14 protein-coding genes are annotated in these 20,807 nt (G+C 62.9%); 8 read left to right on the forward strand and 6 right to left on the reverse strand.

Annotated features, from left to right (window positions below):
• Positions 1-5 precede the first annotated feature (5 nt).
• From AC1RCO_RS06855 to AC1RCO_RS06865, 3 genes are read right to left on the reverse strand one after another with little or no spacing between them, the layout of a single operon-like run.
• Positions 6-7,382, reverse strand: a complete 7,377-nt coding sequence (locus AC1RCO_RS06855; RefSeq protein ID WP_492617559.1) for a type I polyketide synthase — start codon at positions 7,380-7,382, stop codon at positions 6-8.
• 32 nt (positions 7,383-7,414) lie between these two features.
• The gene (pltA, locus tag AC1RCO_RS06860; RefSeq protein ID WP_011061079.1) at positions 7,415-8,764 is read right to left on the reverse strand and encodes a 1H-pyrrole-2-carbonyl-[peptidyl-carrier protein] chlorinase; all 1,350 of its coding nucleotides are present in this window, start codon (positions 8,762-8,764) and stop codon (positions 7,415-7,417) included.
• Positions 8,765-8,777: 13 nt separating this feature from the next.
• Entirely contained in the window at positions 8,778-9,044 is a 267-nt protein-coding gene (locus AC1RCO_RS06865; RefSeq protein ID WP_011061078.1) for a phosphopantetheine-binding protein, read from the reverse strand.
• Between the two features lie 485 nt (positions 9,045-9,529).
• Here AC1RCO_RS06865 and AC1RCO_RS06870 point away from each other — a divergent pair, with 485 nt between their 5' ends.
• The 3 genes from AC1RCO_RS06870 to AC1RCO_RS06880 all read left to right on the forward strand — a co-directional run bounded on the left by AC1RCO_RS06870 (position 9,530) and on the right by AC1RCO_RS06880 (position 14,437).
• On the forward strand, positions 9,530-10,561 hold the full coding sequence (locus AC1RCO_RS06870) for a LysR family transcriptional regulator (RefSeq protein WP_011061077.1): 1,032 nt from the start codon (positions 9,530-9,532) through the stop codon (positions 10,559-10,561).
• A complete protein-coding gene (locus tag AC1RCO_RS06875; protein ID WP_019094888.1) occupies positions 10,558-12,066 on the forward strand; it encodes an NAD(P)/FAD-dependent oxidoreductase in 1,509 nt (502 codons plus the stop codon). Before AC1RCO_RS06870 ends, AC1RCO_RS06875 begins: the two co-directional genes overlap by 4 nt.
• A gap of 151 nt (positions 12,067-12,217) precedes the next feature.
• Entirely contained in the window at positions 12,218-14,437 is a 2,220-nt protein-coding gene (locus AC1RCO_RS06880) for an OsmC domain/YcaO domain-containing protein (protein WP_492617560.1), read from the forward strand.
• Between the two features lie 248 nt (positions 14,438-14,685).
• On the opposite strand, the gene AC1RCO_RS06885 is transcribed toward AC1RCO_RS06880, so the two are convergent.
• Both AC1RCO_RS06885 and AC1RCO_RS06890 read right to left on the reverse strand, forming a co-directional pair.
• The gene (locus AC1RCO_RS06885; RefSeq protein ID WP_065363933.1) at positions 14,686-15,123 is read right to left on the reverse strand and encodes an HIT family protein; all 438 of its coding nucleotides are present in this window, start codon (positions 15,121-15,123) and stop codon (positions 14,686-14,688) included.
• Positions 15,124-15,197: 74 nt separating this feature from the next.
• Positions 15,198-15,557 carry a DUF7677 family protein gene (locus tag AC1RCO_RS06890; RefSeq protein WP_065363932.1) on the reverse strand — a complete coding sequence of 120 codons (360 nt, stop codon included), beginning with the start codon at positions 15,555-15,557 and terminating at the stop codon, positions 15,198-15,200.
• A gap of 186 nt (positions 15,558-15,743) precedes the next feature.
• Here AC1RCO_RS06890 and AC1RCO_RS06895 point away from each other — a divergent pair, with 186 nt between their 5' ends.
• The 5 genes from AC1RCO_RS06895 to AC1RCO_RS06915 all read left to right on the forward strand — a co-directional run bounded on the left by AC1RCO_RS06895 (position 15,744) and on the right by AC1RCO_RS06915 (position 20,229).
• Positions 15,744-16,592: a suppressor of fused domain protein gene (locus AC1RCO_RS06895; RefSeq protein WP_492617561.1), complete on the forward strand. Its 849-nt coding sequence runs from the start codon at positions 15,744-15,746 to the stop codon at positions 16,590-16,592.
• Between the two features lie 20 nt (positions 16,593-16,612).
• Positions 16,613-17,053, forward strand: coding sequence for a hypothetical protein (locus tag AC1RCO_RS06900; RefSeq protein ID WP_283994478.1), 441 nt, complete (start codon positions 16,613-16,615; stop codon positions 17,051-17,053).
• 54 nt (positions 17,054-17,107) lie between these two features.
• The gene (locus AC1RCO_RS06905; protein WP_015635452.1) at positions 17,108-17,728 is read left to right on the forward strand and encodes a GIY-YIG nuclease family protein; all 621 of its coding nucleotides are present in this window, start codon (positions 17,108-17,110) and stop codon (positions 17,726-17,728) included.
• Between the two features lie 214 nt (positions 17,729-17,942).
• On the forward strand, positions 17,943-19,655 hold the full coding sequence (locus AC1RCO_RS06910) for an amidase (RefSeq protein WP_041752218.1): 1,713 nt from the start codon (positions 17,943-17,945) through the stop codon (positions 19,653-19,655).
• Between the two features lie 100 nt (positions 19,656-19,755).
• Complete coding sequence (locus tag AC1RCO_RS06915) at positions 19,756-20,229, forward strand: hypothetical protein (RefSeq protein ID WP_011061069.1); 474 nt, start codon at positions 19,756-19,758, stop codon at positions 20,227-20,229.
• A gap of 8 nt (positions 20,230-20,237) precedes the next feature.
• Here AC1RCO_RS06915 and AC1RCO_RS06920 read toward each other — a convergent pair whose 3' ends face one another.
• Positions 20,238-20,768, reverse strand: coding sequence for a hypothetical protein (locus AC1RCO_RS06920; RefSeq protein ID WP_041117962.1), 531 nt, complete (start codon positions 20,766-20,768; stop codon positions 20,238-20,240).
• Positions 20,769-20,807: the final 39 nt, after the last annotated feature.

Raw genomic sequence — 20,807 nt, forward strand, 5'->3', positions numbered from 1 at the left:
CAGGGCTAGTAATTGGCGATATCGCGCAGCTCGTCTTCGAGAGCACCAATCAGCTCGGCCCGTGACAGTTCATGCAGGTCCTGATGCCGCGACGCTGGCGACACAGGTTCGGGCGCCGCCACCGGCTCCCGGGTTTCAGGCGCCAGGAGCTGGCCCATGAGGTAGTCCGTGACCTGTTCGATGGAGGTGTATTCGAAGCCGAAGGTCGAAGGCAGGTCGATGCTCAACGCCCGGCCCAGCCGTGAGCGCAGGTCCAGCGACATGACCGAGGACATGCCCATGTCGAAGAAGCCCTTCCTGACATCGAGCTCCAGGCCATCGGCAACGCCGAACACCTGCCCCACTACCTCGCAGACCAGCGCCTGCATGGCCCGGCGCTGCTGCAGCGGTGGCAGGCCAATCAGCTCGGCCAGACGCTGATCCGCTGCGCTATCCGCTGCACCCAGGTGTTCGAGCAAGGGCCAGGGCAGCACGCTCAGGTACAGCCCTTTGAGTTGTTGCCAGTCGACATTGAGCAGCCCGCACTGGCCCTGGCCACCCAGCACGCGGGCTATGGCCTGCACTATCTGCGAGCGCTGCAAAGGCTGCAGGCCGCTGCCTTGCATGGCCGTGCGGGCTGCGGCGTCCTGCTCAAGCTCCTGTTCGCTCTGCGTCAGGTGCAGCAGCTGGCAGTTCAACCCCTGGCGCCGGCGCTGTGCATGCACCCACAAGGCATATGCATCGGCAATCGCCGAGCGGGCGAAGCCGGCCCCGCCAAGCAGGGAAGACACGCTGCCCAGGATCAGGAAGAACGCTTCAGGGTCATCGATCAGCTGGTGAACCTGCTGCAAGACCTCAAGCGGCCGAACGCCTTCCTGCATTCGCACGACAAACTCTGGCTCCTTGAGCGCAACCGTGCGCCAGTCAAGATCGAGGTGGATAAAGCCGGCGATGCGGTCTTGCGCTCGCAGCGTCGCGAAGGTGTCAGCCAGGTTTTCCCGGCTCAGGTCCGAGAGGCTGCTGATCGCCATCGCTTCGGGCATCCGCTCAGGCATGTGCAGTTGCCCGGGGGCCTCGCAGAGCAGCAGCACACGCTGCACACCCCGCTGCCCGAGCGCCGTCAGCACAGTCTCCAGGTCAGATCCCGGGACGGCATGCAGCACAACGGTTCCGTTCAGCGCCGGCGGCTCCAGACGCTGTAGCGGGTCGGCTTGATCCTCCACCAGGTATTGCACCTCGACCCGGGCGCCGCTGATCGCAAAGTGATCATGGCCAGGTTGGCCGTGCAACAGCCGGCAGAGGCTGGCGTAGCTTCTTCTGTCGCTGCCCTGCAAAGTCACCAGACCGCCCCACCAGGCAGGATGCTCCAGGGCGAAGATATGCGCGGCGCCCTGCCAGGTGGCCTGGACAGCGGCCATGGCCGGCGACGCAGCATCACTGGCATGAAGGGCGAACCAGACCGGCTTTGCCGGTGTTCCGACGCTGGCAATCGCACCGGCGAAGGCCTGTACCAGCGCCGCAGAGGCCACCAGGGATATACCGAGGCCGTCGGCCTCCTGAGCCTCAACGCCGGCAACGATCACCCCCAGGCAGGACGGATCGGCCACTGCCCCGCGCAACGCCGAGGACAGCTTGCGGGCCAGAGGTTGTTGCCCGGCGCGCAGCTCGATGACTTCGACCGGACGCTGTTCAGCCGCAAACGCCGCAGCCAGTGGCTGGACCTCGGCAGTGCTCCAGGCCAGCACCATCCAGTAGCCCTCGCGTTGCCGAGCGCCCTCGCCCGGCATCGGATAGTCCTGCCATTGGCGAGCGATCATCGGCAGGTCGAGGGGTGCAGTCTGGAGGTCGGGCAAGTACCACGAACCAGGATGGCCAAACTGCGGACCTTCGAACAGCGCCAGCTGGCAACCCCGGGCATCCACTACCTGCAGGCTGTCGGGTTTGTCGGCGTCATGGCCGGCCAGCACAATCCATACCTGCGCCGGCAGGTCTGCCCATACCTGGAGCCCGGAGAACCCGACCAGCGCGGCGGCGTGGGCGCCTTCAAACAGCTCGACCACACTGGCCAGCAACTGGGTCTGGCGCTCGGCCGCCGTCAGGGAGTGGGCAAAACGGTACAAGGCCCGCTGCCCGCCCGTGGCCGCACACCCGGACCATGGGCACAGGCCAACGTCCGGCGCCGGCGGTGAAGGCTCATCGAGCATCGACACCCCGCACAGGGTTTCCTCCTGCAACTGCGCTGCACAGTCAACCAGGGTTCCGCTCATGCAGACCTGGCGGCGCTCGTCGCCGGCCCCTTGCAAGGCCAGTTCGAAGCAGGCGTCAGGCGCCTGGGTGAGGTGGATGCTCAGGTGCGAAGTGAGGTGCTGTTCGCCGCGCAGGCGCAGCTGGGCAATCTGCAAGTCGCGGATCTGCTGCACGCCCCGCGGTGTTTCCCGCACCGCCTGGAGCACGGCATCCAGCAACAGGTGAGTCTTGACCCTGTACCCCTGCTCGCCCAGCGGGTCGTAATGCCCGGCCTGGGGAGCGAGAGCCCCCGACCAGTACCAGAGCTGCCCGGCCGGCCGTACCAGCCTCTGCAGGCAAGGATGGCCCGAGGCTGCCCGGGCGGGCTGCACCGCCGTAGCCGGCTGGCCAGCATCGATCCAGTAGTCGTTGAGCTGCCAGGGATAGGTGGGCAACCCGATGGCCTGACAGCCGTCCGGCAAGCGCTCGGGGCCCGGCGACTGGGCGCCGCGGCCAAAGGCCTCGGCCAGGGTTGCCCAGGGTTCGCCGGCCGCGGGTTTGCGGTCATTGGCGATGGGGCTGCCGGCCAGCCAGGCCTGTAGTGCCTGAGCCAGCTCGCGGCAATCCTGGCCGTGGACGACCAGGCGTTCCTTGAACGCCGTGCGCCGCATCAGCGCGTTGTAGCAGATGGTCTGTGGGCAGTGCTCGGTAGCGCCCAGGAAGGACACATAGCGCTGGGCCAGCTCCGCCAATGCCGCCGGGGTGGCCGCGGACAGGCACAAGGCCACTGGTGCTGTGGCGGGTGGCAAAGGCGCTGTCGCGGGCGCCGTATAGCCCTTGAGCAGCACATGCACGTTGGTCCCGGTGAAACCAAAGGCACTCACCCCGGCCACCCGCGACTCCGGCCGGCCCGGCCAGTCCATGGCCTGATGCGCCAGCTTGAGGTTCATGGCCGCCCAGTCGACACGGGTGTTGGCCCGCTGCAGATGGGCTTGCGGGGCAATCCGGCCGTGCTCCACCACCAGGCAGGCCTTGATCAGCGAAGCGATGCCCGCTGCCGCCTCGAGGTGCCCGATATTGGCCTTGACCGAGGCCACCGTCAGCGGCGGACTGTCGGGGCTGGCCTGGCGATAGGCGTTGTGCAGGGCGTTGAGCTCGATGGGGTCACCCAGCACCGTGCCGGTGCCATGGGCCTCGACGTAGCTGACTTGCTCCGGATGCACGCCGGCGTTGGCCAGTGCTTCGCTGATCAGCGCCTCTTGCGCCGGACCATTGGGCACTGTCAGCCCGGCACAGGCACCGTCGTGATTGACCGCCGAACCGAGAATCGTCGCGACAATCGGGTCACGCTCCCGCTCGGCCTGGGCCTGGCGCTTGAGAATGACCACGCCGCAGCCCTCCCCTCGACCGTAACCGTCGGCACTGTCGTCGAAGGCCTTGCTGATGCCGTCCGGGGCCAATGCGCCGGCCTGCCCCATGGATTGAAAGATCGACGCCGAGGCGATGACATTCACCCCACCCACAATCGCGATGTCGCACTCCGCGGCACGCAAGCTGTTGCACGCCAGATGGATGGCCGTGAGCGATGACGAGCATGCGGTGTCCACCGTCAGGCTCGGCCCACGCACGCCGAGAAAATGCGAGAGGCGCCCGCAGATCGCCGAAAACGAACTGCCAGTGCCGTAGTGGGCATCCACGCCTTGCGCGCTACCCAGGACCCGGGTTTCGTAGTCGTGGGAGTTGGCCCCGACAAACACCCCGACCCTCTGTTCCAGCAGCTTCTCCTGAGGGATACCGGCCCGTTCCAGAGCCTCCCAGGCCACCATCAGCAACAGCCGTTGCTGGGGGTCCATGCTCCGGGCTTCCTTGGGGGAAATGCGGAAGAACGCTTCGTCGAACCCTTCGGGGCGCTGGATAAGGCTGGCAAACCGCGGGAAGGTTTCCTCCGGTTTGGCGCCGGCGAGCCGGGACGGCGGTACCGGCCCCACGGTGTCCGTCTGTTCCAGCATCAGCTTCCAGAGTGCCTCGGGGCTGTCGGCCTGGGGAAACCGGCACGCCATGGCCACCACGGCGACGCTCCCCGCGGCGTCGGTCGCCCCGGCATCGACCGTTACCGGGGTGCTGGCCGGCTCCCGGGACAGCAGCCCTTCCAGGTACTGGCCCAGCCGGTTGATGGTGGGATAGTCGAAGCCCACGGTCGCCGACAGTTTGAGGGCGAACTGGCGCTCCAGCATGCGCTTGAATTCAACCAGGGAAATCGAGCTCAGGCCCAGTTCGAAGAAGCCTCGATCCGGGTCCGGGTCGGCACAGGCCACGCCGATGATCTGCGTCAGCAGTGCACCAATCTGCGCCCGCACATCCCCCACCGGCTGCGCCGCTGCGGGCACCTTGGCCGGTGCCGGCACAGCGGCCTGTGCCAGCTGCGGCACGCTCAGCGCCACATCGTTGGCCTGGGCGCAGAGATTGCCCTGGGCGTCATACACCAGTACCTGCGCCCGCAGCTGGGACACGAGCCCTGCCGGCTGCGGCCGCGGCGCCGGGGCAAACCAGAAACGCTCCTGCTGCCAGGGATAGGCCGGCAGCTCCAGCGCCGCCTCCCTGGGTTGGAAGGCTTGCCAGTCGGGACCTGCGCCCCACTCGTACAGGCGGGCAACAATACTGGCCAGCTCCAGGGCGGCGTCGCCCTGCTTGTGCAAGGCGCCGCACACCAGCCCCTGGGTTCCCTTGTCGGCCAGGGCCTGGTTGATCGACGCCGCCAGCACGGTGTGCGGGCCGATCTCGACGAACAGCCGGTGTCCCTGCTCGATCAACTGTTCGATGGCGCGATCGAAGCGCACGATGCCACGGGCATTCCTCGCCCAGTAGTCGGCATCTGCCAGGATCGGCTCCTCGGGCATCGCGCTGGTGGAAATCCAGGGCGTGTGCGCGGCAACCACCGGCAAATCCTCCAGCCCCGCGCGGATCTGCGTCAGGCACTCATCCATCTGGCAAGAGTGGAAGGCATATTCCGCCGGCATCAGGTAAGTGAAGATGCCTTCGTCACGCAGTTGCTGATCCAGAGCCTGTACAGCCTGCGGGCTGCCGGACACCACACAGCTGTTTCGACTGTTGACCACCGACAGTTCCAGTTGCGGGTTGTTCGCCAGACGCGACTGGAGCGTCGGCGCGGGCAAGCCCACCACCAGCATCCGCCCCTGCCCCAGGGTGTCCTTCATGGCCTGGGCCCGATGGTGGATGACCCGCACCGCCGACTCCAGGTCCAATGCTCCGGCGCAATAGGCCGCGGCCACTTCCCCCATGGAGTGGCCGACCACCGCCGCCGGGATCACACCCCACTGGCGCAGGCATTCACTGATCGCCACCTGGATGGCAAAGATGCAGGGCTGGGCAAATTCGGTCAGGTGCAGGCGGGACCCACTGGCGTCGCTGCGCAGCTCGGCCTCCACCGACCAGCTTGCCCACTGGGCCAGCGCCTGGTCGCAACGCCGGATCATCGCCAGGAAGGCCGGCTCCCGTTCAAGCAGGTCGCGACCCATTCCCACCCACTGGGCGCCCTGCCCGGTAAACACCAGCACGGGCCCGCGCCGATCCTCTTCGTCCGTCGTGCAGGCCAAGGTCGGGGCCGGCAACTGCTCCAGCTGGCTCTTCAATTGCGCGGCGTTCGCACCCACCACGACCGACCGGTAGGGAAAGTGATCACGACGATGAATGGCGCTGGCGACAAAGGCTTGCAATTGCCCATCGTCCTGCTGCGGCAGATGAACGGCATAGGCCCTGGCCTGCTCCACCACGGCCTGCGCGGACCTGGCCGATACCGGCAGGACCCAGGGCCGGCCCTGTGCCGATCGTTCCTGCTGCGGCTGTGCCTGCCGATAGGCGCTGGCATCTTCGAGAATCATGTGGACGTTGGTGCCACTGAGCCCGAAACCACTGATTCCAGCCAGGCGCGGCCGGTCGGGCAACGACTCGATCGCCGTGGGCACCGCCAGCCGGGAACGCTTCCAGTCCACCAGTGGGTTCAACTGTGCGAGATGCAGTTGCGCAGGCACCTCGGCGTGCTTGAGAACCATCATGGTCTTGATCACGCTGGCCATTCCGGCGGCCGCATCCAGATGGCCCATGTTGGCCTTGACCGAGCCCACCCACAGCGGCCGCCCACGCCCCTGGAAGGCACTGTCCAGCGAAGAGAGTTCGATCGGATCGCCCAGGGGCGTACCGGTGCCGTGGGCCTCGACATAGTCGATGTCGTCCACGCTCAAGCCGGCCACTTTCAGGGCCTGGCTGATCACCGCAGCCTGGGCATTGGCGTTGGGCACGGTCTGGCCGGCACTGGCGCCATCCTGGTTGATCGCCGAGCCCCTGATCACCGCCTGGATCGGGTCGCCATCGCGCAGGGCATCTGCCAGGCGCTTGAGCACCGTGACCCCGCAGCCCTCGCCCCGGACGATCCCGTCGGCCGCCGCATCGAATACCCGGCAGCGGCCACTGGGCGAGATCGCCCTGATCTGGCTCATGTAGATCGTCAGGTCCGGCGCCAGCATCAGGTTCACCCCTCCGGCCAGGGCCATGTCCGCCTCCCCTGCCTGCAAGGCGCGACAGGCCAGGTGCATGGCCACCAGGGAAGAAGAGCATGCAGTGGTCACGGTCATTGCCGGCCCATGAACACCCAGGTGGTAGGCAATACGCCCGGCGGCGAAGCTGAATTCCTTGCCGGCGGCATAGTAGGGATTGATCTGTTCGATGCCGGCCTCGCGGGAATGCAGTGCCAGGTAATCCATGCCCAGCATGCCGACATAGACCGCGGTCCTGCTGCCTTTGAGCTGCTCGCGGGTCAGGCCGGCACGGGCCACGCTTTCACAGGCGACCTCCAGCAGCAGGCGCTGCTGCGGGTCCATTTCCTTGGCTTCAGAGGCCGAGATGCCAAAGTAATGCGCATCGAAGCGGTCGATGTGCTCGAGGAACGCCCCCACCTTGCTGTAGGTCGTACCGGTTTCAGCAGCGCTCTCATCGTAGATCGCCGCTGTGTCCCAGCGCTCTGCGGGAACCGGTCCGACAAAATCGGTCCCAGCACGAAGGAGCTCCCAGAATGCCTCGGGGGTCGATGCACCTTTGGCAAAGCGGCATCCACTCCCGATGATTGCAATGGGTTCAAAATCCATGGGCGCACGAGCATCCATTCAGTCATCTCCTTCGACTGGGTGTTTAGTGTTTAGAACGCGGGTTTGGCGGTAGGAACCTGCATGTCGCCCAGGTACTTGTGCCAGAGGTGTTCCGGGTCGCTTTCAACCGCAGCGATGATTTCGCGCATCTTGTCCAGCACTTCCAGGCGCTTGCCGCTGTAGACGTCCCCTTGCAGCAATTGCAGGATGTCCAGGCGGTAGCGTGGGTCTTGAACGAACGCGGTGAAGAGGATGTTCAGGCGGTAATAGAGCGTGATGAACTCATACCAGTTCTTGATGCCATTCCTGATCATGCCTTCGTAGTGAGTGAAACTGGACTTGCTAAAGTCGTTGTTCTTCACCGCCTCGATGATGTCGCCGCTGGCGATGCGCGCACTGTTGAGTGCAACGCTGACGCCGCTGGAGAAGATCGGGTCGACGAACCGTGCGGCATCGCCGATCAGCACGAAGCTGTCGCCACAGACTTCTTTCATGCCGTAGCTGTAGTCCGCCTCTTTCTTGAACGGGCGGACCTGCTCCGATGCCTTCAGCGCGTCATGCAGGTTTTCCCGGGTCTTCACCGCTTCCCAGAAGAACTCTTCATAGGTGAGGTCGGAGTTGGTGTAGTTCTGCTTCTGCGTAACCACGCCCACGCTGGTAATGGTTTCGGTGATCGGGATCTGCCAGACCCAGGTATTGGTCATCGGCAGGAAGTGAATGAAGATGTAGTCGACCTTGTCCGGGCTTTGCGTCGCCGACTTGCGGTCGAAGTTGTCGAACCAGGAGTGAATCGCGAACTGGTTGAAGACCGGGTCCTTTTCTCGCAAGCCCAGCCGGCGGCCCAGCAGCACGTTGCGACCGCTGGCATCCACCACCATCTTGGCCTTGATCTCCACGCTGCGCTTGCCCAGCTTGGCATTGACAATGACATTGCCCGGGCTGAGAAACTCGACGTCAGCGATCTCCACGCCCTGGAAGACCTTGGCCCCCAGCGAACCTGCGTGCTCCAGAAGAATGCGGTCGAACTTGCCGCGGTCGACGTGGAACGTGAAGTCGCGATCGACCCCTTCCTGCTTGCGCTCGTTGAAGAGGATTTCCGCCGAACGGAAATCGTGGTCCAGGCCCTGGAAGCCCATCTTGTCTTCGGGGCCGGAATCTGCCGAGGTCCAGGCAGCGCCGAACTTCTTCGGGAAGTTGGCTTTCTCGATCTTTTCCATCACCCCGATTTCCAGCAGCACCGGAGTGGTGGCCGGTACCAGCGACTCGCCAACATGCTCGCGCTCGAACAGTTCTTTTTCGAACACCGCGCATTTGACACCGGCTTTTGCCAGGTAGGAGGCCATGGTCGAACCCGCCGGCCCGCCACCGATAATCACTACATCATAATCATGATCGCTCATTGCCCACTCCCTGTTAGGCGCACTCGGCCTTTAGTTGCTCGACAGTCCTGGATATTGCATTCAGGTCTTTAAAATATTTGCCGGTGATATGGGTACTTGGAATCGAGACACCCATTTCATCCCTGATGTAGACCATGAGCTTGACGATATTCATCGAATTGAGAATGCCCCACTCCAGTAGTGGAGTCTGGTCATCAAGCTCATCTTCCTTTGCACTTGGCCCGATCAAATCTTCCATGATGTAGCGACGAATCTTTTCTTTAACTTCCTCTCCGTCCATAGACGTACGCTCCTGCATTCGACAATCGTGGGTTGGGAAAACCCGTCTACAATCCTCAATAAGAATGCACTTGTGAATAGCCGTTTTTGCAAAAGGCCTTTGCATATCCGCAAAGGCAAAACAGCCCCGACAATATCGAAGCCAACACAACTTAACGATGTTCCACAGGCCTATATGACGGCCTTCAGAAAGTCATCTTCGAGCGCCCAAGCATAGTTTTGGCGCTCTGCGCAATTAGCCACTAGAACTATTTTTGTATCCAGATAGTGCAAACCAAGCCTTGCACTTGGACGGTGTTCCGCTCTGCGCCGGGTAGAGCTGTGGCGCCTGAAATGTTATGAATCAATTTTCCCAAAGCCAACTAATCATGGCCCCAGCACTGCTTGACAAACAAAAAGCCTAGCCGTACTAAGGAGGCTGTCATGATCTATTTGTAATTTGCCTTTACAAAAATAAGACACTAAAAATTCTAAAAGGATTTAGGAATGAAGGCGCTAGGCGTTGTCAATGACATAGACCTTTATATATCCGTAACTAAAACGGGTAGTTTCTCCGAAACAGGAAGACTACTTGGCATCCCACCTTCTTCGGTGATGCGCAGAATCAATAGCCTCGAAAAAGAACTTGAAACCTGTCTATTCAATCGATCGACAAAATGCTTGATACTTACCGAAACAGGCCTGCTCTTTCTCGAACATGCAAAGAACATCTCGAGATGCATTGGGCATGCTAGATCAGAAGTAAAAGAACACACTGCATCGACCCTAGGCGTTCTCAAGGTTTCAGCACCCGTGGCCTTTGGACGGCGCCATGTAGCGCCTTTATTGAGCAGAATACTGAACCATCATCCCGGTTTGAAAATTGAATTCTCGCTTAACGACAAAGCTCTCGACCCCAGCATCGATAACGTCGATATCTGTATCAAGCTGGGCATATTGCCGGACAGTAATCTGATTCCAACGAAACTTGCGGATATGCGGCGCGTGCTCTGCGCAAGCCCGGAATACATCCGGCAACACGGCTGTCCGCAAACTCTTGAAGACCTGTACCAACATGCCTGCCTGATCCACAGCACCTGCAGCAACTTCTCACTGACCTGGCAATTCAAGGTCGATGGCCTGCTCAAGAAGCTCATGCCCAGCAGCCGGCTATCGGTCAACAGTTCCGAGTTGCTGGTGGACGGCGCCCTTCAGGGCATAGGAATCATCCACGCGCCCACCTGGCTGGTGCATGAACAGATCGCCAGCGGCCAACTGGTGTCGCTGCTCGACGAATATTGCGAGGCCGATCCGCAACAGGGAGCGATCTACGCACTGAGGGCACGCAGCAGCGTTGTCCCGGCCAAGACCCGCCTGTTCATCAATGAGTTGAAACGCTCGATCGGCAGCACGCCTTACTGGGACTTGCCGTTTGAAAAGGAAATACCGCAGACCCTGGCCACCCTGCATTTCGATACCGCAATGCATTCAGCGCTTTCCAGAGCGACCACCTTGCAAGACAAGAGCCAGACATCATGAATCAGTACGACGTCATTATCATCGGTAGTGGTATCGCCGGCGCGCTGACCGGCGCCGTCCTCGCGAAGTCCGGGCTGAACGTTCTGATCCTCGACTCGGCCCAGCACCCACGATTCTCCGTCGGCGAAGCGGCGACACCGGAAAGCGGTTTTCTGCTGCGTTTGCTCTCAAAGCGCTTCGACATCCCTGAAATCGCCTACCTCTCGCACCCCGACAAGATCATCCAGCACGTCGGTTCGAGCGCCTGCGGGATCAAGCTGGGCTTCAGTTTTGCCTGGCATCAAGAGAACGCGCCGTCGTCCCCCGACCACCTTGTGGCCCCGCCGCTGAAGGTGCCGGAAGCCCATCTTTTCCGGCAGGACATCGACTATTTCGCCCTGATGATTGCCCTGAAACACGGCGCCGAATCCAGACAGAACATCAAGATCGAGTCGATCAGCCTCAACGACGACGGGGTCGAGGTGGCATTGTCCAACGCCGCCCCCGTCAAGGCCGCGTTCATCATTGACGCTGCTGCCCAGGGCTCTCCGCTCTCCCGCCAACTGGGCTTGCGCACCACCGAAGGGCTGGCGACCGACACCTGCTCATTCTTCACCCACATGCTCAATGTGAAGAGCTACGAAGATGCCCTGGCTCCGTTGTCCCGCACTCGTTCCCCCATCGAACTGTTCAAGAGCACCTTGCACCACATCTTCGAAGAGGGCTGGTTGTGGGTCATCCCCTTCAACAACCACCCGCAGGGCACCAATCAGTTGTGCAGCATCGGCTTCCAGTTCAACAACGCCAAGTACCGTCCCACCGAGGCTCCGGAGATCGAGTTTCGCAAACTGCTGAAAAAGTACCCGGCCATCGGCGAACACTTCAAGGATGCGGTCAATGCCCGGGAGTGGATCTACGCGCCGCGGATCAACTACCGCAGCGTGCAAAATGTCGGGGATCGCTTCTGCCTGCTGCCGCAAGCCACAGGGTTTATCGACCCGCTGTTCTCCAGGGGGTTGATCACCACCTTCGAGTCCATCCTCAGGCTGGCCCCCAAGGTGCTGGACGCCGCCCGCAGCAACCGCTGGCAACGGGAGCAGTTCATCGAAGTCGAGCGCCATTGCCTGAACGCGGTGGCGACCAATGACCAGTTGGTCTCCTGCTCCTATGAAGCCTTCAGCGACTTTCACCTGTGGAACGTGTGGCATCGGGTCTGGCTCAGCGGCTCCAACCTGGGCAGTGCCTTTCTGCAAAAGCTGCTGCACGACCTGGAACACAGTGGCGACGCCCGCCAGTTCGATGCAGCGCTTGAGGCGGTGCGCTTCCCTGGCTGCCTGTCCCTGGACTCGCCCGCCTATGAAAGCCTGTTCAGGCGGTCGTGCCAGGTCATGCAACAGGCCAGGGAACAAGCCAGGCCGGTGGCCGAAACCGCCAACGCGCTGCATGAGCTGATCAAGGAGCACGAAGCCGAGTTGTTGCCCCTGGGCTATTCACGGATATCCAATCGTTTCATCCTCAAAGTCTGAATGCCTGAGTGATGCCCGGGGCCGGGTGCCGGTGTCTGTGACCGGCAGCCAGCCCTGGCGATCCACCCGTCCGCCGAAAACCACAACACTTCCCGCGCAAAAACCCGGATAATGCCCGCCATTTTTTGCTTTGTGATGCCGGTGCCCCCCCATGGAAATCAAGGTCAACTTTCTCGACAACCTTCGACTTGAAGCCAAGTTCGACGACTTCACGGTGGTGGCCGACCAACCTATCCGCTACAAGGGCGATGGTTCGGCGCCGGGTCCGTTCGATTATTTCCTGGCTTCTTCGGCGCTGTGCGCGGCGTACTTCGTGAAGCTGTACTGCCAGACCCGCAATATCCCCACCGACAATATCCGCCTGTCGCAAAACAACATTGTCGACCCGGAAAACCGCTACAACCAGATCTTCAAGATCCAGGTCGAGCTGCCGGCGGACATCAGCGACAAGGACCGCCAGGGCATCCTGCGTTCCATCGACCGTTGCACGGTGAAGAAGGTGGTGCAGACCGGCCCCGAATTCATCATCGAGGAAGTGGAAAACCTAGACGCCGATGCCCAGGCGCTGTTGATGCCGCAATCGGGCTCCAGCGAAGGCACCTACATTGCCGGCAAGGACCTGCCCCTGGAGCAGACCATCGCCAACATGTCCGGGATCCTCGCGGGCCTGGGGATGAAGATCGAAATCGCTTCGTGGCGCAATATCGTGCCCAACGTCTGGTCGCTGCATATCCGTGATGCGCAGTCGCCGATGTGCTTCACCAACGGCAAGGGCGCCACCAAGGAAAGCGCCCTGGCCTCGGCCCTGGGCGAGTTCATCGAGCGCCTGAACTGCAACTTCTTCTACAACGATCAGTTCTGGGGCGAAGAGATCGCCAACGCCGAGTTCGTGCATTACCCGGACGAGCGCTGGTTCCAGCCGGGGCGCAAGGATGAGCTGCCCAAGGAGATCCTCGACGAGCACTGCCTGGCCATCTACAACCCCGATGGCGAGCTGCGCGGCTCGCATCTGTACGACACCAACTCGGGCAATATCGAGCGCGGTATCTGCTGCCTGCCCTATGTGCGCCAGTCCGACGGCGAGGTGGTGTATTTCCCCTCCAACCTGATCGAGAACCTGTACCTGAGCAACGGCATGAGCGCCGGCAACACCCTGGCCGAAGCCCAGGTGCAGTGCCTGTCGGAGATCTTCGAGCGGGCGGTCAAGCGCCAGATTCTCGAAGGCGAGATGGCCCTGCCGGATGTGCCTCAGGAAGTGCTGGCCAAGTACCCGAGCATTCTGGCCGGCATCCAGGGCCTGGAAGAACAAGGCTTTCCGGTGCTGGTCAAGGATGCGTCCCTGGGCGGTGAGTTCCCGGTGATGTGCGTGACCCTGATGAACCCGCGCACCGGCGGCGTGTTCGCCTCGTTCGGCGCCCACCCGAGCTTCGAGGTGGCGCTGGAGCGCAGCCTCACCGAACTGCTCCAGGGCCGCAGTTTCGAAGGCTTGAACGACCTGCCGCAGCCGACCTTCGAAAGCCAGGCGCTGATGGAGCCGAACAACTTCGTCGAGCACTTCATCGACTCCAGCGGCGTGGTGTCGTGGCGTTTCTTCAGTGCCAAGGCGGATTTCGAATTCGTCGAGTGGGACTTCACCAGCCAGGGCAGCAGCGGTGAAAGAGCGGCGGCCAACGCCGAGGAGGCCGCGACCCTGTTCGGCATCCTCGAGGGCCTGGGCAAGGAAGTCTACATGGCGGTGTACGAACACCTGGGGGCCACGGCCTGCCGCATCCTGGTGCCGGACTACTCGGAAATCTACCCGGTGGACGACCTGATCTGGGACAACACCAACAAGGCGCTGTTCTTCCGTGAAGACATCCTCAACCTGCACAGCCTGGACGAAGACGGCCTGCGCTCGCTGGTGGAGCGCCTGGAAGAAAGCGAACTGGACGACTACACCGACATCACCACCCTGATCGGCATCGAGTTCGACGACAACACCGCCTGGGGCCAGTTGACCATCCTGGAGCTGAAGCTGCTGATCCACGTGGCCCTGGGGCAGTTCGACCCGGCCAAGGAGCTGGTGGAGATGTTCCTGCAATACAACGACAACACCGTCGAGCGCGGGCTGTTCTACCAGGCCCTGAACGCGGTGCTGGAAGTGGAGCTGGACAACGAGCTGGAGCTGGGCGACTACGAGGCCAACTTGCGGCGCATGTTCGGCAACGAACGGATGGACGCGGTGATCGGCTCAGTGCAAGGCAGCGTGCGCTTCTACGGCCTGACCCCGACCAACCTGCAGCTCGAAGGCCTGGACCGCCACCTGCGGCTGATCGACAGCTACAAGAAGCTGCACGCAGCGCGAGCCAAGTGGAGCGCAGCAAACCGCTGATCAACAGCCCCTTGTAGGAGCGAGCTTGCTCGCGAAGCACTCAAGCACGCCGCGCTCCCCCAGTGAACGCGGCGTTTTTCGTTAACGAGCATCGCGAGCAAGCTCGCTCCTACAATTAACCAGACGCCCGGATTGATCGCACCACCAGACACCGTAGGAGCGAGCTTGCTCGCGAAGCACTCAAGCACGCCGCGCTCCCCCAGTGAACGCGGCGTTTTCGTTAACGACCATCGCGAGCAAGCTCGCTCCTACAATTGGCCAGCCAGTATCCGGGCAAGCTGCTGGCGCAATGGGCCGTGCTCGGCCTCGACATAGGGCGGCGCGGTCTTCCAGTCGTAGAACCACACCGGCATCCGGCGCTTGCCTTCCGGCTCCGAGGCGTAGCGGGGAAAGATATGGCAATGCAACTCAGGCTCCGAGTTGCCGAGGATTTCATAGTTGATGCGCAGCGCTCCGGTGGCCTCGAGCAGCGCATCGCCGATGCGGGCCATGTCCAGCAGGTAGGTGGCCCGGGCCTGGGCATCCAGGTCGTTCAAGCTGGCCACCACCGGGTCCGGCAACAACAGGCAATAGCCCTCAAGAAACTGCACATCGCCCATCACCGCCCAGCCCGAAGCCATGCGGCAAATCAGCTTGTCGTTGGCACCCTGGCGGGCCAGTTCTACACGTTGCGAAATCAGCGACATTCATAATCCTTGATGAGGGGGTTCGTCGTTTCGAAGCCATAGTGCCCGAGGCTTGTATCCAGCCGTCGAAAAACCTAGGCCACGCCGGCTGGCCAGGGCTTGCTGTCGTCCCGCTCGGGCGGGCCGTACAGCTCCTGCTCCCAGTCCTCGAACGCCGGCCGTGCCTGGTAGCCCGGATCGCAATACTGACGGATGTACTGCGCCGCCCGGTGCTCGGCGTACTTGGCATTCACCGGTACGCCCTGCTCGTCCAGCTCCAGCACATTGGCAAAAATGGCATAGGCCATCTCCAGCATGCTCGGCTCGTCCCCGAGGCAACTGCGGTAGTCGACGCCTTCCAGCAACGGATAGCCCAAGGTGCCGTTGGCGACCCAGAAACTGAAGGTTCTCAGTGCCCCGGAAAACTCCGGACTTAGCTTCTTCGGGTAAGACATGCTGATCACTTTCCTTGATAGCGGACCGGGGCGGATTCTCGGGCAGCCACACCGGCAAGGCAAGGCTTCGTGCAACTTGCATCCGTCGGTTTCCATGGGCATGGCAAACCCGTCACAATGTGCCCCCTCTCTCTACCCCTGTGCTGTGCGCCTTGTGCAACGCACTTGCCCCGCAAGGATCGCCCGATGAATTTCCTGGAAAAACTGCTCAGCGTCTTCAAAAAGCCGGCGCCACAAAAGGCCGAGCCCACCCTGCCCGCCGGCGAGCCGGCCGCCGCAGAGGAGCCCTACGCCCAGTACCAGCCAACCCAAGCAGAGCTGGCCGGCATTGCCCTGATGGAGGCCGGTGCCGCCTGCCTCGATCGCCACTGGCAAGCGGTCGGCCACTGTGAGCAAGACGTCCTGGGCTTCGCCATCAGCCCCAGTTTCATAGGCGGCTCGCACTGGCCCTCCACGCGCCAGGCCTATCGCATCGTGCGTCGCAACAACGGCATCATTCTCGCCACCGAGGGCCTGTCCGATCCGTTCGATGGGGTCACCGGTGATGATCTGGGCAATGGTTTCGAGATGGAACTGTTCGTCGAAACCCCGGACATCCCACCCCATGCCCAGGGCGCGGTGGGTGATGTCTATCCGTTCGCCGATAGCTGGGCTTTTGAACTGCTGCGCTGCGTGGCCAACACCACGGCCGATGCCGGTGGCCTCACTGCACGCCTGCAGCGCTACGGGGTGCTGTCCCTGGAACTGCCCGGCGTCAGCCAGTCCCGCACCATGAGCGAGCAACTGCCAGCGCATTTCATCAGCGCCGACGACTGCGCCGGGGTACTGGTGGGCGGCCCGGCCCCGGACTTCCCGACACGCCTGGAAGACATGCCGCTGTCCCCCGTGACCCTGGTGCCGGTGGTGCTGATCACCGCCGCGGAGCTGGAGTACGTGCGCAGCGGCGGGGCCCAGGCCCGGGAAGACCTGGCCGTGCGCTTGAGCGCCGCCGGCCATGGTCATGTCAGCCATTTGCAGCGCGCCAGCCTGATCTGAACCAAGGAGCCTAGCCGTCCATGTCAGAAGCCGATGCCTACTTTCCTTTCTACCTGTTCGCTGCCCGGTTCCCGGACCAGGCAGAGGCCGAACGGTTTGCCTTCGAACAGTGGGAGCCCGAACCCGCGGCTGATGTCAGCGACGCCGAGTTCAGCGCTTGGGAAGCACGCAACCCCAGCTGGCGCCTCAAACAGGAGCTGGGGTACTACATGGACTCCGATTTCGTCGAGCTGATCGGCAGTGAAGACGGCCCGCAATACCTGGAATCGCTGATCCGCAGCGACGCCGAAAAAAAGCAGCTGCGCACGCGCGTCGACTCCGGCTACAGCCATTTCATCATCGTTGGCTGCGAGTCGATTTACGGTGACCACAAATCGATCTCCGGCGGCGCCAATCAACGCCAGCCCGCAAGCACGGCAACCCTGGACTACCTCGGCGAGTTCAACGTGGAGCCCGCATGAGCGAGCTCTTGCAATCAGCGATTGCATTCAGCAGCCCGTAAGGAAGGTGGCTAGATGGACCTCGATTTTGACGATGAAGAAGCGCAGTTCAACGAGTACTACGCTGACTGCACCCCTGCCCTGTATGCCTGGCTCTATATCGCCATCGACATCCGCGACATGGGCCTGACAAAGATCGGGCTGACCACCAAGCGAACTCCGCAGCAACGGATTGCCGAAGGCAAGACCTACAATCCTTTCCTTACCCTGTTCACGGTCTATGAACTGTCCAAGTGCTCCAACGGGACTTCGCGCCGGGAGCTGTCCGACATCGAGCGTTACATCCATTCAAGATCGGTCTTTGGAGAGCCGATCAAGCACTTGGACACCGGCCGTGACTCCGAATGGTTCCCCATACATCCCGAGGAGGCAGAGGCTCAAGTCGACTGGATTCTGGCTCGCCGCGGGTTCTCGGTCGGTGGAAAGAATCTCTACAGTCACTATGAGCGAGATCAAAAATTCAACGGCATCGATGTGCAGCGAATGCGCCAGATCAAGAAAATCTTTCGTCCCAATCCACGGGATCTCCACGATCGGGCTGACAAGGCCGGCATGGACTTCCATGACTATCGTGACTACCACGCTTTCCTGCAGCAGTTTCACGCAAGGGACGCCGAGGGAAAGATCTACCTCTAGCCCGCAGGCCCTGGCGCAGCTGGCCTGAAGCAATAATCCATCAAGCCGATTCCTCTACCCCGCACTAGATGCTAAAAAGGCCCCCAGCGTTCCCATGCCACCCTTGTCGTGCCAGCCGTACCACGAGAACCACCATGCACAGCCAATACCCCAACACACGCGCTCCGTTGCGCCCTCTGCACCTCATCACCCACCAGCCAACGGCGGTAGCAGCATGATCGAAGTCACCGAAGTCTCCATTGCCCACCTGCGCGCTGCCCTGGAATCCGGGCAGACCACCTCGGTGGAACTGGTCCAGGCCTATCTGGCGCGGATCGAGGCCTATGACGGCCCGAACACCGCCACCGCCCTCAACGCCGTGGTGGTGCGCAACCCCGAGGCGCTGAACGAGGCGCGGGCCGCCGATGAGCGCCGCGCCAAGGGCCAGACCCTGGGCCCGCTGGACGGCATTCCCTACACCGCCAAGGACAGCTACCTGGTCAAGGGCCTGACGGCTGCTTCCGGCAGCCCGGCCTTCGCCGAGCTGGTGGCCTACCGCGACGCCTTCACCATCGAGCGCCTGCGGGCTGCCGGGGCCATCTGCCTGGGTAAGACCAACATGCCGCCCATGGCCAACGGCGGCATGCAGCGTGGCGTGTATGGCCGCGCCGAAAGCCCCTATAACGCCGCTTACCTGACCGCGCCCTTCGCCTCGGGCTCGTCCAATGGCGCCGGCACCGCCACCGCCGCCAGCTTCGCCGCCTTCGGCCTGGCCGAGGAAACCTGGTCCAGCGGCCGTGGCCCGGCCTCCAACAACGGGCTGTGCGCCTACACCCCGTCGCGCGGGGTGATCTCGGTGCGCGGCAACTGGCCGCTGACCCCGACCATGGACGTGGTGGTGCCTTTTGCCCGGACCATGGCCGACCTCCTGGAAGTGCTGGACGTGGTGGTGGCCGAAGACCCGGACACCCGCGGCGACCTGTGGCGCCTGCAGCCCTGGGTGCCGATCCCCAGCGTCGCTTCGGTGCGCCCGGCCTCCTACCCGCAACTGGCGGCCGGCGCCGCGGCGCTCAAGGGCAAGCGCCTTGGCGTGCCGCGCATGTACATCAATGCCGACCCTGAGGCCGGCACCAGCGAGAAACCGGGCATCGGCGGCCCCACCGGCCAGCGCATCCATACCCGGCCCTCGGTGATCAGCCTCTGGGAACAGGCGCGCCAGGCCCTGGAGGCCGCCGGCGCGCAAGTGCTGGAAGTGGACTTCCCCCTGGTGTCCAACTGCGAGGGCGACCGCCCCGGCGCGCCGACCGTGTACAACCGCGGCCTGGTCAGCAAGGAGTTCCTCCACGACGAGCTGTGGGAGCTCTCGGGCTGGGCCTTCGACGACTTCCTGCGGGCCAACGACGACCCCAAGCTCAACCGCCTGGCGGATGTCGACGGGCCGCAGATCTTCCCCCACGACCCCGGCACCCTGCCCAACCGCGAAGACGACCTGGCCGCCGGCATGGACGAATACGTGAACATGGCCAAGCGCGGGCTCAAGACCTGGGACCAGATCGCCACCTTGGCCGACGGCCTGCGCGGCCTGGAGCAGACCCGGCGCATCGACCTGGAAGACTGGATGGACCGCCTGGGGCTGGACGCCGTGCTGTTCCCCACCGTGGCCGACGTTGGCCCGGCCGATGCCGATATCAACCCCGAGTCGGCAGACATCGCCTGGAGCAATGGCGTGTGGGTGGCCAACGGCAACCTCGCCATCCGCCACCTGGGGGTGCCCACCGTTACCGTGCCCATGGGGGTGATGGCGGACATCGGCATGCCGGTGGGGCTGACCTTCGCCGGGCGCGCCTATGACGACTCGAGCCTGCTGCGCCTGGCTTCGGCCTTCGAGGCCACCGGCAGCAAGCGCCTGATACCACCGCGCACGCCGGCCTTGCACAGCGGCCAGTGACAAACCGGGACCGGGGCCGCAACGGCCCCGTTCCTCAACTCCGTCCCTTCGAGTCCCCTTTGCGCATGACCTTTTGCGCTCAACCCGTTGGCGAGACCCCATGAACCACATTCGCGCTGCAATGCATCAATCGAAATACACCAAGGCCCCCCACCCCGTCTTCACCCTCGACGACGTCCCCCTGGACAGTTGGATCAAGGGGGTCATCTACGATGGCTCGGGGGCAGACAGCACCGAGGGGTTGGTACCGGCCCAGGGCTGGCTGATCGATGACGAGCACGCAGAACTTGCCTGGCAGTTACTGGCTCCCGCGAGCGAGGATTGCTCGAGCATCGTCCCGTTGCTGATCTGCCCCGACGACATGGATCTAAGTTGCACAGTGGCCGTGGTCGAGCAGGTGGTACGGGGAGACAAGCTGATCTGGGAACGTTTTGGACGAGCCGTCACAGTGATCGACGGACTGGTCACTGCGGTGGCCTGGAACAGCAACGCTCAACGCGCCGAATTCTCCAGGCAACAGTTTGACGAGGCCTGCACTGAATTCAAAAGATTGACCGAGCATGAGTGGGCTTGATTGCACCATCACTGCTCATCCTCTGGCCGCAATGGCGAGTGCTGCCAATCGAAGTGGGTGAGCAACTGCCGGCACAGGTCGTCCAGCTGCGGGTGGTAGTGGTGGGTATGGGGCACGGGCAACTGCGGCTCGCCATGGCCGAAGCCCAGTGCGCGCAGGGCCGTGGCGTAGTCTTCCAGCGGCCCGTAGCCATAGATCAGGTTGTGCCGGTCCCAGACCACGGTGGCCTGTTGCTCGGGCGAGTGGACCCACAGGTCGAAACGGCTGTCGCCACAGAGCAGTGGCTTGAAGTCGTAGATGAAATCCTGAACGTCTTCACGCGACAGCTGCGGGCTCCAGTAGCGTCCGGCTTGCGATTCGTCCCGGGGCGTATGCAGCACGAACAGCAGCACCAGCGGTTCGGCCAGGCAGCCCAGCAGGCTGAGCAGGACCTGCGGGTCCGAGCCTGGAACGCCAGCCACCACGCGCTGCCCCTCGCCAATGGGGGCCACCACGAATACCGGCGGATAACTGTGCTCGACCCACTGGTTGTCTATCATGTGCCCAAGTCTGTACATAGCCAGCCTGATCCTCCTGAT

This window comes from Pseudomonas sp. GW823-FHT03E05 (assembly GCF_058796855.1).

Excerpts from the sequence above, each read along its gene's own strand:
- AC1RCO_RS06855 (WP_492617559.1), bottom strand. The coding sequence starts at position 7,382 with ATGGATGCTCGTGCGCCCATGGATTTTGAACCCATTGCAATCATCGGG.
- pltA (WP_011061079.1), bottom strand. The coding sequence starts at position 8,764 with ATGAGCGATCATGATTATGATGTAGTGATTATCGGTGGCGGGCCGGCG.
- AC1RCO_RS06865 (WP_011061078.1), bottom strand. The coding sequence starts at position 9,044 with ATGGACGGAGAGGAAGTTAAAGAAAAGATTCGTCGCTACATCATGGAA.
- AC1RCO_RS06870 (WP_011061077.1), top strand. The coding sequence starts at position 9,530 with ATGAAGGCGCTAGGCGTTGTCAATGACATAGACCTTTATATATCCGTA.
- AC1RCO_RS06875 (WP_019094888.1), top strand. The coding sequence starts at position 10,558 with ATGAATCAGTACGACGTCATTATCATCGGTAGTGGTATCGCCGGCGCG.
- AC1RCO_RS06880 (WP_492617560.1), top strand. The coding sequence starts at position 12,218 with ATGGAAATCAAGGTCAACTTTCTCGACAACCTTCGACTTGAAGCCAAG.
- AC1RCO_RS06885 (WP_065363933.1), bottom strand. The coding sequence starts at position 15,123 with ATGTCGCTGATTTCGCAACGTGTAGAACTGGCCCGCCAGGGTGCCAAC.
- AC1RCO_RS06890 (WP_065363932.1), bottom strand. The coding sequence starts at position 15,557 with ATGTCTTACCCGAAGAAGCTAAGTCCGGAGTTTTCCGGGGCACTGAGA.
- AC1RCO_RS06895 (WP_492617561.1), top strand. The coding sequence starts at position 15,744 with ATGAATTTCCTGGAAAAACTGCTCAGCGTCTTCAAAAAGCCGGCGCCA.
- AC1RCO_RS06900 (WP_283994478.1), top strand. The coding sequence starts at position 16,613 with ATGTCAGAAGCCGATGCCTACTTTCCTTTCTACCTGTTCGCTGCCCGG.
- AC1RCO_RS06905 (WP_015635452.1), top strand. The coding sequence starts at position 17,108 with ATGGACCTCGATTTTGACGATGAAGAAGCGCAGTTCAACGAGTACTAC.
- AC1RCO_RS06910 (WP_041752218.1), top strand. The coding sequence starts at position 17,943 with ATGATCGAAGTCACCGAAGTCTCCATTGCCCACCTGCGCGCTGCCCTG.
- AC1RCO_RS06915 (WP_011061069.1), top strand. The coding sequence starts at position 19,756 with ATGAACCACATTCGCGCTGCAATGCATCAATCGAAATACACCAAGGCC.
- AC1RCO_RS06920 (WP_041117962.1), bottom strand. The coding sequence starts at position 20,768 with ATGATAGACAACCAGTGGGTCGAGCACAGTTATCCGCCGGTATTCGTG.